Origin of the sequence: Amycolatopsis sp. NPDC059027 (genome assembly GCF_042739735.1) — a bacterium.
Classification (GTDB): Bacteria; Actinomycetota; Actinomycetes; order Mycobacteriales; family Pseudonocardiaceae; genus Amycolatopsis.
The window spans coordinates 89,469-102,917 of sequence record NZ_JBHYIK010000028.1; the positions used below are offsets into that span (position 1 = coordinate 89,469).

Annotated in this window: 13 protein-coding genes; 3 read left to right on the forward strand and 10 right to left on the reverse strand. The window is 70.9% G+C overall.

Annotated features, from left to right (window positions below):
- Positions 1–49: 49 nt before the first annotated feature.
- Together ACFWY9_RS20775 and ACFWY9_RS20780 are read left to right on the forward strand one after the other, a co-directional pair.
- Positions 50–1,534 (forward strand): CoA transferase, encoded by a 1,485-nt coding sequence (locus ACFWY9_RS20775; RefSeq protein ID WP_378339606.1) that lies wholly within the window; start codon positions 50–52, stop codon positions 1,532–1,534.
- A gap of 37 nt (positions 1,535–1,571) precedes the next feature.
- Positions 1,572–2,096 carry a GNAT family N-acetyltransferase gene (locus ACFWY9_RS20780; protein WP_378339608.1) on the forward strand — a complete coding sequence of 175 codons (525 nt, stop codon included), beginning with the start codon at positions 1,572–1,574 and terminating at the stop codon, positions 2,094–2,096.
- On the opposite strand, the gene ACFWY9_RS20785 is transcribed toward ACFWY9_RS20780, so the two are convergent.
- Positions 2,058–3,170 carry a hypothetical protein gene (locus ACFWY9_RS20785; RefSeq protein ID WP_378325812.1) on the reverse strand — a complete coding sequence of 371 codons (1,113 nt, stop codon included), beginning with the start codon at positions 3,168–3,170 and terminating at the stop codon, positions 2,058–2,060. The two genes, ACFWY9_RS20780 and ACFWY9_RS20785, sit on opposite strands and share 39 nt — an antisense overlap.
- A gap of 43 nt (positions 3,171–3,213) precedes the next feature.
- Entirely contained in the window at positions 3,214–4,323 is a 1,110-nt protein-coding gene (locus tag ACFWY9_RS20790; protein WP_378325811.1) for a helix-turn-helix domain-containing protein, read from the reverse strand.
- Positions 4,324–4,667: 344 nt separating this feature from the next.
- Here ACFWY9_RS20790 and ACFWY9_RS20795 point away from each other — a divergent pair, with 344 nt between their 5' ends.
- Entirely contained in the window at positions 4,668–4,919 is a 252-nt protein-coding gene (locus ACFWY9_RS20795) for a hypothetical protein (RefSeq protein ID WP_378325810.1), read from the forward strand.
- Positions 4,920–4,979: 60 nt separating this feature from the next.
- On the opposite strand, the gene ACFWY9_RS20800 is transcribed toward ACFWY9_RS20795, so the two are convergent.
- From ACFWY9_RS20800 to ACFWY9_RS20835, 8 genes are all read right to left on the reverse strand, one after another.
- Entirely contained in the window at positions 4,980–6,695 is a 1,716-nt protein-coding gene (locus ACFWY9_RS20800) for a GAF domain-containing protein (RefSeq protein WP_378325809.1), read from the reverse strand.
- A 53-nt stretch (positions 6,696–6,748) separates the two neighbouring features.
- Complete coding sequence (locus tag ACFWY9_RS20805) at positions 6,749–7,792, reverse strand: Acg family FMN-binding oxidoreductase (RefSeq protein WP_378339609.1); 1,044 nt, start codon at positions 7,790–7,792, stop codon at positions 6,749–6,751.
- Between the two features lie 187 nt (positions 7,793–7,979).
- Complete coding sequence (locus ACFWY9_RS20810) at positions 7,980–8,870, reverse strand: universal stress protein (protein WP_378339611.1); 891 nt, start codon at positions 8,868–8,870, stop codon at positions 7,980–7,982.
- Positions 8,867–9,487, reverse strand: coding sequence for a CBS domain-containing protein (locus ACFWY9_RS20815; RefSeq protein ID WP_378325805.1), 621 nt, complete (start codon positions 9,485–9,487; stop codon positions 8,867–8,869). Before ACFWY9_RS20815 ends, ACFWY9_RS20810 begins: the two co-directional genes overlap by 4 nt.
- 128 nt (positions 9,488–9,615) lie before the next feature.
- Positions 9,616–10,752, reverse strand: a complete 1,137-nt coding sequence (locus ACFWY9_RS20820) for a mandelate racemase/muconate lactonizing enzyme family protein (protein ID WP_378325804.1) — start codon at positions 10,750–10,752, stop codon at positions 9,616–9,618.
- Positions 10,749–12,137: an aldehyde dehydrogenase family protein gene (locus ACFWY9_RS20825; protein ID WP_378339613.1), complete on the reverse strand. Its 1,389-nt coding sequence runs from the start codon at positions 12,135–12,137 to the stop codon at positions 10,749–10,751. Before ACFWY9_RS20825 ends, ACFWY9_RS20820 begins: the two co-directional genes overlap by 4 nt.
- Positions 12,134–12,709, reverse strand: coding sequence for a thiamine pyrophosphate-dependent enzyme (locus ACFWY9_RS20830; protein ID WP_378339615.1), 576 nt, complete (start codon positions 12,707–12,709; stop codon positions 12,134–12,136). Before ACFWY9_RS20830 ends, ACFWY9_RS20825 begins: the two co-directional genes overlap by 4 nt.
- Positions 12,710–12,711: 2 nt before the next feature.
- Positions 12,712–13,254, reverse strand: a complete 543-nt coding sequence (locus ACFWY9_RS20835) for a thiamine pyrophosphate-binding protein (RefSeq protein WP_378339616.1) — start codon at positions 13,252–13,254, stop codon at positions 12,712–12,714.
- Between the last annotated feature and the right edge of the window lie 195 nt (positions 13,255–13,449).

The following is a 13,449-nucleotide window of genomic DNA, read 5'->3' on the forward strand; positions in this document are numbered from 1 at the left end:
AGCAGATCACCCCCGCGCGGAAGCACTGGAAGAACAGGCAGGGAACACGATGAACACGACACCCGGAAATCCACGCGCGTTCGACGAACTCATGGCGATCCGAGGCGGAAGCGCGCTCGCCGCCGACGAGGTGACGATCAGCGGCTCGGACCCGCTGTTCGCCTCGCCGTTCCGGATCGGGGCGACCCTCGCCGACGCGCTGGCGGCCCGCGCGGTCGCGGCGAACGACCTGTGGGAACTGCGCACCGGCCGTCGCCAGCGCATCGCCGTCGACGTACGAGCCGCTGCCGCCACGGCCCTCGGTGGCGAGGACATGACCCTCGTGCGCGACGCGTCCGGCGAGTACCGGCCGGCCCCGCTGTCTCCCGATGTCGAGCACATGGTCTCGCTCACCCAGCCCTGGCGGACCGCCGACGACCGGTGGTTCGTGCCGCACTTCAATCTGCCGCACCTCGAACGCCGGGTGCTGGACGTCCTGCGCTGCGAGGCCACTCCCGCGTCGGTCGAAGCCGCTGTCCGCACCTGGAAAGCGGAAGATCTCGAAGACGCCATCGCCGCCGCGGACGCTTGCGGCGGAATCGTCCGCACCGCCGGGGAATGGCTGACGCATCCGCACGGCGCTCATCTCGCCTCGCGCCCGGTCGTCGAAATCACCAGGATCGGCGACAGCGCGCCCGAGCCCCTGCCCGGCGGCGGCGAACCCTTGTCCGGCATCAGGGTTCTCGACCTCACCCGCATCCTCGCCGGTCCCACCGCCGGGCTGAGCATGGCCGAGCACGGAGCGGACGTACTCATGGTGACCGCCCCGCACCTGCCGCAGGTGCCCCCGTTCGTGCGCGACACCAGCCACGGCAAGCGCAGCACCTACCTCGACTTCACCAAGCCGGACGAGGCGGCACGCCTGCGCGACCTGACCCGCGACGCCGACGTGTTCATCGAGGGCTACCGTCCGCACCGGCTGGAAGCACACGGGTTCGGAGCCGAAGAACTCGCGCGGCTACGCCCCGGACTGGTGTACGTGAGCGTCAACTGCTTCGGATCGGGTGGTCCGTTCGGTGCTCGTGCGGGCTGGGACCAGGTCGCCCAGGCGGTCACCGGGATCTGCGACATCCAGGGCACCGCCATGAACGCCGGCCGGCCCCGGCTCACCCCGATCTACCTCTGCGACTTCCTCACCGGTTTCCTCGCCGGCTTCGGCGCGATGCTCGCGCTCGCCCGGCGCAGCCGCGAAGGAGGCAGCTACCGAGTGCAGGTCTCGCTCAGCCAATCCGCGATGCTCCTGCAGCGCCAAGGACTGATCCGCGACTTCGAAGGCGCACCCGGCCGTCTGCGGCCCGACGAATTCGAGCGCTACGCGGTCACCGACGACAACACCGTCTACGGGGATCTCAAGAGCCTCGGCCCCGTCATCCGCATGTCCGAAACACCGCCCCGATGGGCGCGGACCACCCCTCGCCTGGGGAGCTACCGTCCAGAGTGGATTCAACCGGGTCTCGAGCGAGTCCCCGGAGCGGCCCAGTATCCTGCCACGTAATTCCGCAGCACGTGTCCGGCGAACAGGAGACCTGCCGATGGCCGAGCCCGAAGTCCGGCCGGCATGCTTCGGCGACCTGCGCCCGCTCGCCGACGTGTTCGGTGACCACGGCTTCTTCGTCGAGCGCCACGAACGGCAGAAAAACGGCAAGGGCATGCTGTTCGTCGCGTGGCTCGCCGGCCGGCCGGTCGGCGACGTCTACCTGTGGCAGGAAGAAGCCGAGGAGGCGCCGATCCGCGCGTACCTGCCCGGCGTCCCGCTGCTGACCCACCTCGAGGTCCGGCCGGACCGGCGCAACCGCGGCATCGGCACGGCGATCGTCGAACGGCTCGAACAGTACCTGCGCGAGCAGCAGCAGGATCGGATCGCGCTGGCCGTGCGCACCGACAACACCGACGCCGCCCGGCTCTACGAACGCCTCGGCTACCGGGACTGGGGCCACGGCACCGTCGTGTGCCACACCGAAACGCTGGAAGCCGAAGAGTGCTACGTGCTGGTCAAGGACCTCGCCGTCGACGAGCCGTCACTCGCCGCGGCGAACGTAGCCGGCGCACTCCATTAGCCCGAGTTCGCACAGCACCTTCTCCGCCCTCGTGCCGCCAGGATGACGGCTCAGGCCGGCCGCGTGGTCGACGAACATCGTCTCCACGTGCTTGTGCCAGCGCTCGCGGTCCTCCCGCCATGCCGTGAGGTAGTCCACGCACAGCGACGGCGTGATCCGCGCGCTTTCGCCGCGGGCGGCCTCCAGCGCGGCTCGCATCCGTTCGGCCCGCTCCGGCGGGTGCTCGGTCCGGTCGAGCCTGCCGATGATCTCGCCGATGAACCGCCAGCGATGGTCGAGGAACTCCCGCCAGTACGCCGCGGTCGCGCCTGCCAGCCCCTTGCCCTGGTCCAGCAGCCAGAACACGCCCTCGGCCAAGCTGTCGCCGAACTCCTCGCTCCGTGCTCGCTCCTCGGTGGCGAAGGGGTCGTAGAACTTCTGCTCGGCGGCGCCGATCACGGCCGCCGGGCGCAGCCGGTCACCGTTGAGCAGGAAGAACCAGTCCTCGTTGTAGATCTTCGGGAAGAACGACCCCATCGACGCCCGCCCGACCGCCAGCGCGCCACCGCCGATGAACGTCGTCTGCTCGCCGTGCGTCGCGCGATGGGCGTGACAGACGACGGAGTTGTCCGGGAACTCGCCGATTTCCAGCCCGACGACCTCGTAGTGGTCGAGCAGCTGCGCGGCCCGCTCCAGATCGTCCGGGTCGGGCAGGTGGATGTCGTCGTCGAGGAACACCACCCGTTCCCAGCCCGCGAACCGGGCGAAGACCAGCCCCAGATTGCGCTTCGCACTGGTGTCCTTCGCGTAGTCGAAGGCCGCCCCGCGCAGGACGTCGGTGGTGGCGAACGCCGGCAGCAGGTCGGCGGGCATGTCATCGATGTCGACAGCGACCAGCTCGACGCCGCGGCCAGCGGCCAGCCGGACCGCTTCGGCGGCGGAAGCCCGTTGACTGCAGAAGGCGACGAGCACACAGTCCAGCCGCGCGGCGAACCCGATCGCCTTGGTCAGCTCCGCGGTCTCGTGGGCGATGGGGACGAGGATGGCGTCGAGCACCGGCTCGGCCTCCGCGCGGAACGGGACCTGTTCCAGCAAAGCCCGGTGCGAGCCGTGATGGTTGGGCGAGGACTTGCTCCGGTCACGCGTCCCTCCCCTGGCCTCTGACAAACCCCACCGCCGCCGACCACTCGTGCAGGCGCGTCGCCCGATCGGTCCAGTCGGGCGGCACCACTTGCCGGTTCACGATCTTCACCCGCATCAGCAAAGACCATTGAGCATAACCGGGGAGACGCTCGCGGACGTAGTTCTCGTTACGTTCGCGGAAACGAACGTCGGTCAGGGCACACACCGCCCCCAGGGTGCCGCTGGCGTACATCCCGTTGAACGACAGGACGGTCCGCTCCATGTTGTACGGGCTGGGGCCGCGATAGACGTGCGCGACGTCCTCGATCACCTCCCGGCGGCCCGCGTTGTCCCGGAGCTGGGGTTCGAACCGCACCACTCCGTCCTCGGTGTCCGCCTCGAACCAGCCGACGTCGTCGGAATCGTCCCGCGCGACCTGCCGGACGGGCAGTTCCAGGCGCCGCTGCAGGAACAGGTCCCTGGTCGCCTCGTTCCAGTCGACCCCGCCCAGCAACACCAGATGCGAGGTGTAGTCGGCGAGCGTCAGTTCGTTCGACAACCGCAGCTTGACCGCGTTGCCCGGGTTGAGCGCGCGGATCTGGCCGTACAGCTCGACCAGGGCGCCGAGGTCGGTGTAGCTGTACAGCTCGTCGTAGTCCGGGCTGTCCGGGTCGGAGTAGGGGTTTTTCGCCCGCATCTCCGGCGGCAGCGGCGCGCACACGATCGCGATGTCCTCGCGGGGCGGGAAGCGCAGCAGCCCGCCGGCCTCCTCGTCCGGATCTCCCCCGGACTTCCCGCGTGCCGCGTCGCGCAGTGCCTTCAGCTCGTCGAGCAGCCTGTCCCGCTCCGCGCGCTCGTCGGCGGTCAGCTCGTCCAGGCCCAGCAGCCGGTACGGCGGGCGCTCCACCGAACGCGGGGTGGCGAAGAACCGCGCGTACGCCTCCAGCCGTGTCTCCGGTGGCGTTTCGGGCTGCGACGTCCGCTCCCACGACGAGATCAGCGGGCCGCTGCCGTCCAGCGCCTTGGCCAGCTGCAGCTGGGTGATGCTCGCGCCGGGCCAGTGGGACTTGCGCAGCTCCCGCAGGCGCCGCGCGAGTTCGACGGCCGGGCCGACCGGTGATACCACGACGAGTAGCTCCTCGGCTGAACTTCAGCTCAACTACTGAATACGAGCACCATACACCCGCGATCCGGCCACACATACCTTGACACGCAAGTACGTATCGCATCCCGTCGACCACGAGGCAACAAGCTGGAAACGGTCATTGCCGGGTTGCACACCCAGCCTCTAACCTGAATGCAGCTGAGATACCAAAATTTCAGTTTAATACCTGAAGTTCGAGCGGACAGGAGTCGATGAACACCCCCGTCAGCACCCTCCCACGCGGCCCGCCCGGCCGTGCCACCCGCGACGTCGCAGTACCGCGCACGGTGCCGCTCGACGTCCATCGATTCAGGGGAGCGCATGTCATGAACCCGGCGATCGAAACCTTGGCCACCGAAGCCGCCCCTGCCGCGCAGGGCATCTCCACCGGCCCCGCACTGGCTGTCGTCCTCGCGCTGATACTGACCATCGCGTTCGCGAAACTGCTGCGCCGGGTGGCGACCGTCGTGTCGACCCTGCTCAGCTCGGCCGGTTCCCTGATGGGCCTGCTGGCCACCGTGTTCGGGGTCGGCGCGCTGGCCGCGCTCACGATGATCGCGGTCGTGGTGGTCCGCTGACCACGACGACGTGCCCGCTCACCGGGCACCGGACTTTCCTTGCCCGGCAACGGCAACGCCCTAGGCCGAACGCAACGGAACCCGCCAGGTCACCGTGGTCCCCCCGTCGGGCCCCGCGGTGAACGTCACGGTCCCGTCGTTCTGCTCCGCGCGCCGCCGGAGGTTCTCCAAGCCACTGCGCGGAACGTCGTCAGGGAGGCCGATCCCGTTGTCGGCGACCGTGATGACCAAATCGTCGCCCGCCACGACGTCGACGGAGATCCAGTCGGCGCCCGAGTGCCGCAGCGCGTTGCTCAACGCCTCACGGACCACGGCTTCGGCGTGCTCGCGCAGGTCGCCCGGCACTAGCGTGTCGACGGCGCCGGAGATCCGCACCGAGGGAGCGACCGTGGTCGCCGTGGTCAGCTCGGTGATCAGGTCGAGCAGCCTGCGCCGCAGGCTGGTGGAGGCGTCGGTGCCGGTGCTGTGCAGGTCGAAGATCGACGTCCGGATCTCCCGCACGGTCTGGTCCAGCTGCTCGACGGCGGTCGTGACCCGGGTCCGCGCGAGCTCGTCGGCGATCCTCGGCATGATGCTCTGCAGGCTCATCCCGGTCGCGAACAACCGCTGGATGACGTGGTCGTGCAGATCCTGCGCGATGCGGTCCCGGTCGGCCAGCACGTCCAGCAGCCGCTGGCTGCGCTGCTTGTCCGCGAACTCCAGCGCCACCGCCGCCTGGTCGGCGAACGAGGACAGCATCGGGACCTGATCGGGTTTGAACTGCGCCGCGCCCTTGTCCCGCACGGCGAGCAGCACCCCGCCCACCCCGGCCGTGCTGATCAGCGGAACCGCGGCCGCGGGCCCGAACCCGGCCACCGCGGGCTCCGGGTCACCGGGCAGCGCCGAGTCGATGTCGGGGATCAGCCGCGGCTGACCGGTCGTCATGATCTCGTCGATCACCGTGTTGTCCATGGCGATCGACGCGCCGAGCACCAGGCCCGCCCTCGCCCCGGACGCGGCACTCACCGACATCGCCGGGCCGGGGGCGCCGAGCAGGATGAACGTGCCGTCCGCGGCCACCACCTCGCACGCGCGCTCCACCACCAGGCCGAGCGTGTCCGCCGCCGACGCCCCGCCCAGCAGGCCGCCGTTGATCTCGGCGACCGCCGCCAGCCACCGCTCGCGGGTCTTGGACCGCTCGAACATCCGCGCGTTGTCGATCGCCACCCCCGCCGCGGCCGCCAATGCCTCGAGCACCACCTCGTCGTCCGGGGTGAACTCGGCGGCGCCGCGCTTCTCGGTGAGATACAGGTTCCCGAACACCCTGTCCCGCACCCGCACCGGAACGCCGAGGAAACTGTGCATCGGCGGATGGTTCGCCGGGAACCCCACCGACGCCGGATGCCGCGCCAGATCCGGCACCCGCACCGGGCGCGGATCCTCGATCAGCATTCCGAGCAGGCCGCGCCCCTCCGGCAGGTGCCCCATGCCGGCCCGCGTCTCGGCGTCGATGCCGACGTAGACGAACTCCGACAGCCCCTCCTCCTCTGCGAGCACGCCAAGGGCTCCGTACCGCGCGTCGACGAGATCGACCGCCGCCTGCACGATGCGCTGCAAGGTCGAATCCAGCTCCAGACCGGTGGCCACCGCCATCACCGCGTCCACGAGCCCCTGCAGCTGGTCGCGGGTCTTCGCGATCTCGGTGAGCCGGTCCTGCACCTCGTGCAGGAGCTCGTCCAGGCGGAGACCGGTGAGCGACCCCGGTGCCGACGCCCGTGCCTCCGCACCCGCACCCATCACACATCGCTCCGTAATGTCCCGAGACACACCCCGCGCGGCCTCCCGCGACATCAGGGTTCCATCTCGCGATTCCGCTGCCAAGGTGGGGACTCCCCGATCCGTGGCGGTCCGTGGCCCTCGTGGAAGACCTCGGCGGCCGGACGCCGCGGTGTCCGGCGGGCCACCGGTTCCGCCGGGCGCCCGAACCGCATCACCAACTGGGGCATCCCCGGCAACCGCAGACGATCCGCCACCTGCTCGCGGACCGGGGCCACGTGCAGCGGCTGGGTCAGCACGGAAGCGGCGAGCCCCGCGTCGACGGCGGCCAGCCACGCTTGCTGCATGGCGATTCCGGCACGGACGTGATCCGCCCGCTCGTCACCCGCTGTGACGAAGAAGAGGAGGTGCTCTCGCTCCATCCGGGTGAGCAGCGTCTGCTGGTCCGGCACCCGGTGCCGCGCCGGGACCAGGTCCGCCCACAGTGGTCCGGCCAGGCCGTGAGCGGGCGCGAGCAGTCCGTCGCCGACGCCGTCCGGGCGCCACGCGGCCGTCCACTCCGCCAGCTCCGCCTGGTACTCCCGGTCACCGCGCAGGACCCGCGCGGCCCGTTCGAACAGCCCGGCCAACGCGGGGAGGTGGTCGTCCCGCACCAGCGCGGCCGCCACGCCCTGCCTCGTCGCCGCGCTGGCGACGACGTCGGCCACCTCGTCCGGGACACGGGCGCCCGCGAACGGGCGACGGTGACTGCGCCGCCGGGAGATCGCCTGGTACGCGTGCAGTTCCGCCGCGGACGGGGGCTCCTGTCCGTCGACCGGTACGGCCCCTGCCAGGGTGGCCGTACCGGACCCGGGAAGCGTGATCGCCGCCCGTCGGCCGAGCACGCGGACGGCGAGCTCCAAGTTCGCCAGCGCCGCGCCACAGGAGATGAGCCGGTCGCGACCGTCCGGGTCGTGCCGGTTCAGGGCCAGGTCGGGTCGTTCGAACACCTCGGCCCGGCCCGGCGGCAGCGCCAGCCGCCACGGCTGGGTGTTGTGCACCGACGGCGCCCGCACCACCGCCCGCGCGAGCACCTCCACATCGCCCGCCGACCAGTCCTCTGTCACAGCCACGCTCATCCACGACTCCATCACGCCCCGTTACCCCCGATCCTGGGCGCTCCGCCGGGCGGGTGAAAGACAGCGAAAGGCCCCGCGCGTGGAGTCCTAGGTCCCGCAATGGACGTCAAGCGGCCGGTTCACCGGCGGACCGGGCAGCCTCGTCCGTCCACATCGGACTCGAATGGGGTGACCGGACATCGCCCGGTCACCGGGTCACCTCCGGGCGCACGACCAGCACCGGGCAGTCGGCGTGCTGCACGAGGGCCTGACTGGTCGAGCCCAGCAGCATGCCGGTGAAGCCACCGCGTCCGTGGCTGCCGACCACCACGAGCCGGGCCCGCTCGGCCAGTTCCAGCAGCGCGTGCCGTGGCCGGTCCATCCGCAGGTCACGGCTGACCTCGACGTCCGGGTACTTCTCCCGCCAGCCCGCGAGCCGCTCGGCCAGCAGCCGTTCCTCGCCGGCCATCAGCGACTCCCACTCGGGCAGCAGCCGGGCCGTGGCGCGAGCGGAGTCGTAGACGACGTCACTCCACGCGTGCAACGCCACCAGCGGCGCGTTCCGCAGCGACGCCTCCTCGAACGCCACGGCGATCGCGCGCTCGCTGGTCGGGCTGCCGTCGATCCCGGCCACCACCGGACCGTCCACCGGGACCTCGCCGCCGTTCGCACGCCCCCGCACCACCGCGACCGGGCAATGCGCGTGCCCCACCAGCGCGGACGTCGTCGACCCCAGCACCGTCGACAGGAACTGCCCGTACCCGGAACTGCCCACGACGAGCATCCGCGCGTCCCGGGACTGCTCCACCAGCAGCGGCACGGGCGCCTCCGGCTGTGTCCGGCCCTCGATCCGCAGATCGGGCCGCACCGACCGCGCGAGTTCCGCCGCCTCGCGGACGAAACCTTCGCTCGCCTGCTGCAGATCGTTCAGCATGCTCTCCCCGAGCGGCGCGCCACCGCCGTAGTACAGCCCGGCGATGTTGACCGCGCTCACGATCCGCAGCACGTCGCCGTGCACGGCGGCGGTCGCCGCGGCCCAGGCCACGGCCCGGTTCGCGCCGTCCGAGCCGTCGGTCCCGACCAGGATGGTGTCGGTCATCGGGTGCTCCCCTCGTGTTCGGAAACGACCCGGGCGTCCACCACGCCAGGCACCGCCTGGGCCAGCAGGGTCGCCACGTGCCGGTCGGTTTCGTCGTCGTAGGCGTCGACCACCCGGACGACGCCGTCCGCCACCTCGACGGTCCAGCGGTCCGCTCCGCCGTAGATCTCCAGGTGATGCCGGACGTCGTTCAGGATCGCATGATCGTCCCGTGCCAGCACCCGGACGATGTCACCGCGGGTGACGATGCCGATCACCCTCGCGCCGTCGACGACGGGCATCGCACGGATACCGGACTCGACCAGCGCACGGGTCAGGTCGGCGACGTCGGTGCCCGGCGACATCCCGGTCGCGGGGCTGGTCATCAGCGCGCCGACGGTCGATCCGGGATCTTCGCGCCGGGCGCGGTACTCGGCGTCGCGACGGTGGCGCGGATCGGCAGGGACCCGGTCGCGGATCAGATCCGCCTCGGTGACGATGCCGATCAGGCGATCGTCGTCGTCCACCACCGGAAGGGCGGTGAACCCGCGCGACGAAAGGATTTCCGCCGCCTCCTTCGCCGTCGTCGCGGTACCGACGGTGATCACCGGCGAGGTCATCACGTCCCGGGCTCGCATGGGCAGCCTCCCTGCTCGTTGCCTGAACCCGACGGTATTCCGGCCGATCCCCGCCGCACCGCGTTCCTTGGTCACCACCGGACGGGACCTAGGTCCCATCGGTCCACAGTGGACCAGGAGGTGACGCGTCAGTAACCGATCTCGAACTTCGCCACGGTCTCCTCGTCGAACTCGATGCCCAGGCCCGGCCGGTCCGGGATCTCGACCAGGTTGTCGCGGTAACGCAGCCGGGTCTCCGGCGTGAGCAACAGCTCGAAGTTGTAGATCCCCTTCTCCAGCGCGAAATACTCGACGACGAGCGTGTTGGCCACCGCCGCGGTGAGGTGGACGTGCAGGTTGTGGTGCCAGTGCGGCGCCATCTGCACCCCGAAGCTGTCCGCGGTGTGCGCGACCCGCAGCCATTCGGTCACCCCGCCCACGACGGCGGCATCCGCCTGCAGGATCGCCGCCGCCCGTGCCTCGATCAGCCCGCGGAACTCCCAGCGGGTCTGATGGATCTCCCCGGTGGCGACCGGGGTCGTGATGCGAGCGGCCAGCTCCCCGTGTCCCGCGACGGCTTCCGGCGACAGCGGTTCCTCGAACCACCACAGTGGACGGTCGCCGGCGGCCCGTTCGAAGGCCTCGATCGCGACCTGGGCTTCCCGGACCGTCCGGTAGGCGTTGTTCGCGTCGAGCGCGAGCCTGCCCCGATCGCCGATGGCCTCGACCGCGGCCGCGACCCGGCGGGCGTCCTCGGCCACGGAAAGCCCGCCCACCTTGATCTTGTGGTCGGTGAAACCCTGCGCGGAGTTGAACGCGATCTCGTTCACGACGGCCTCGGTCCACTCGCCGTCGTCCGGCCGGTAGTAGCCGCCCGAGGCGTAGGCGGGTTGCGGGGTGGTGGCCCCGCCGAGCAATTTCGCCAGCGGCTGCCCTGCCCGCCGGGCCTTGAGGTCCCACAAGGCAATGTCGATGGCCGACAGCGCCCTGATCACCGCGCCACGCCTGCCGGCGAGCAACGTCTCCTGGTAGGCGCGGCTCCACAGGCCCACGACGTCGTCGACGTCGGCACCGGCATACCCGGGCGCGAGCAGATCGTCCACCGCCGCCTTGGTGACGAACGCCCCCGCGGTCCCCGCGTAGGTGTAGCCGACGCCGCGATTGCCCGCGTCGTCGTGGACTTCGACCAGTACGTACTGCCGGGTGCCCAGCTCCCGGTTGGACATCCGGGTCGGCTTGTCGACCGGGACACCGATGGCGCGGGCACGAATCCTGCTGATGGTCACGAGTTCTCCTTACGGGCGGGGAAGGCCGTGCGCACGGCCTGGAGGTTGGCGAATTCGGTGATTCCGGCGCGGCCCAGCTCGCGGCCGTGGCCGCTGGCCTTGACCCCGCCGACCGGTAGCCGCGCGTCGGACTCGGAAACGCGGTTCACGAAAATCGAGCCGGTGCCGATGCGCTCGGCCACCGCCAGCGCCCGGTCGGGGTCACCACTCCAGACCGCGCAACTGAGCCCGTAGCGGGTGGCGTTGGCCGCGCGCACGGCGTCCTCTTCGGACTCCGCGGGGAACAGAACCGCCAGCGGGCCGAAGGTTTCCTCCTGGAACGCTGGTCCGTCCACACCGGACACTTCGATCGCGGTGGGGCGGAACCACGCGCCGGGCCGTGAGTCCGGCGCACCGCCGGTCAGCAGCCGGGCACCGGCCCGCAGCGCCGCGTCCAGCTGACCGCGCAGGGCGTCGCGGAGGTCGGTCCTCGCCATCGGTCCTATGTCCACACCGGACTCTCGCGGATCGCCGACCACGAGCTCGCCGATCCCGGCGACCACCGCTTCGGCGAATTCCCCGTATACCGCCCGGTGCACGATGAGCCGTTTCGCCGCGATGCAGCTCTGCCCCACGTTGAGGAACCGGGACCGGACCGCGGCGCGAGCGGCGGCGGGGACGTCGGCGTCGGGCAGCACGACGAACGGATCGGAGCCGCCCAGTTCCAGCACGGTCTTCTTGACCGCCGCGCCGGCGCGGGCCGCGACAAGCGCGCCGACGCGGTTGCTCCCGGTGAAGGCGACCGCCGCCACCCGTGAATCGTCGATCAGCGCCCCGGTTCGCTCCGGGGGAAGGACGACGCTGCCGAGGACCCCCTTGCCGAACACGTCGTCGAACAGCCCGGTCAGCCGCTCCGCGCTTCCGGTCACGTTGTCCGCGTGTTTGAGCAGCACCGTGTTCCCGGCCGCGACAGCGGGCACCATGGACCGGATCACCTGCCAGAACGGGTAGTTCCACGGCATGATCGCCAGCAGCGTGCCGAGCGGGCGCAGCCGGACGACGCCCGAGTCCGGGGCGAGGTCGATCCGCTCCGGCGCCAGCAGTTCCGGCAGCCGCTCGGCGTAGAAGGCGCACGTCCGGGCGCATTTGGCGATCTCGGCCAGTGCCTGGTCGATCGGTTTGCCCATCTCGGCGGTGATCAGCGCGGCGTATTCGGCGCGGCGCGCGGTCAGCTTGTCCGCCAGTGCGCGCAGTGACGCCTGCCGCCGAGTCACCGAAGATCCGCCCCAGCACGCGCCCGCGGTCACCGCGGCGTCGAGTGCCGCGTCCAGCCGACTGTCCGATGTGTACGGATAGCGGCCGAGGACCGCGCCGGTGGCCGGATCGATCGTGGTCACACCGCTCATCGGCCCGCCCCTGCCAGCCAGTCCTGGAACCGGCGGGCGAGGACCACCGGATCGGCGAGCAGCTTCGGCACCTCGGCCGCGTTGCCCGGCTCGATCCGGACGTGCAGGAACACCGGGCCGTCGGCGACCAGCGCCGCGGCGAACCCGGCGCGCAGCTCGTCCCGGTCGCGCGCCTCGGACACCGTCCATCCGGCTGCCTGGGCGAACGCGCCAAGATCCACGCGATCCGCGTAGGTCGGCAGGTTCGCGGTCGCGCCGTAGACGCCGTTGTCCAGCAGTACCAGGAGAAGCTTGTGCGGGGCGAGATAACCGCCGGTGGGCAGCACGTTCGGGTTCATCAGCAGCGAGCCGTCACCCTCGATCGTGACCACTTTGGACACCGGGCTGTCCGCGAGCGCGAGCGCCAGCCCGGTGGCCACCGACCCGGCCAGGCCCATCGAGTCCAGCAGGTAGAGGTGGTTCGGGCGGTCGGCCACCGCGGCCAGCTCGCGGCTGGAGGCCGCGCAGGTGACCACCACGGGCAGCCGCCCGGTGAGTTCGGCCAGTACCGTCAGCGCGTCGATACGTCGCATCACTACGCCGCCTTTCCGTCGGTCGCCCAGAACCGGGTGAGCACGACGACCGGGCGGAAGGTCATCCGCGCGTGCTCGCCCGCCTCCTCGGTCACCGCGGCCCAGTCCGCCGGGCCGCTGCGCCGGTCCAGCTCGAAGAACCGCAGTCCGACGGCGTCCAGCAACCGGGGAACGTGCTGGCTCACGGTGTGGATCATCGAGTTGTACTCACCGAGCCCGCCGCGCGTGTTCGCGACGATCAGCAGTGGCAGGTGATAGGCGAGGTTGAACGTCGTCAGCGCCGTCAGCGCGTTGCCGAATCCGTTGTCCTGCATGACGATCGCGCCGAACTTGCCGGCCAGCGGCAGCGCACCGAGCACGCCCATGGCCTCTTCTTCGACCGACAGCGGGAACACCCGCGCCGAGCGGCCCCCCGCGCCGCCGTCCGCCTCGACCAGCTCGGTGATCACCGGGGCGACGCTGACCGAGGGCACGTACCCGACGAGATCCGGCCGCGCCGCCCGGATCCCCCTGGCCAGCGCCGCCGCGTATGTCTCGGAACTCAAGACCCATCCTCCTTTGGTGGCGAGCTACACTTAACAAGTAGCATGCTACTCATTCGCAATAGAAGGCCTCCCGCGTGTGACTTGCGGCGCAGGACTCGAGCGTTCCGGCCGGTTCCCAGTGCGCGGTGGTGCGACAGGCCCGGCGCCGGTATGTCGCGAACGCTCCGTTCGGGACGCTCAACGTCGGCAACGGAG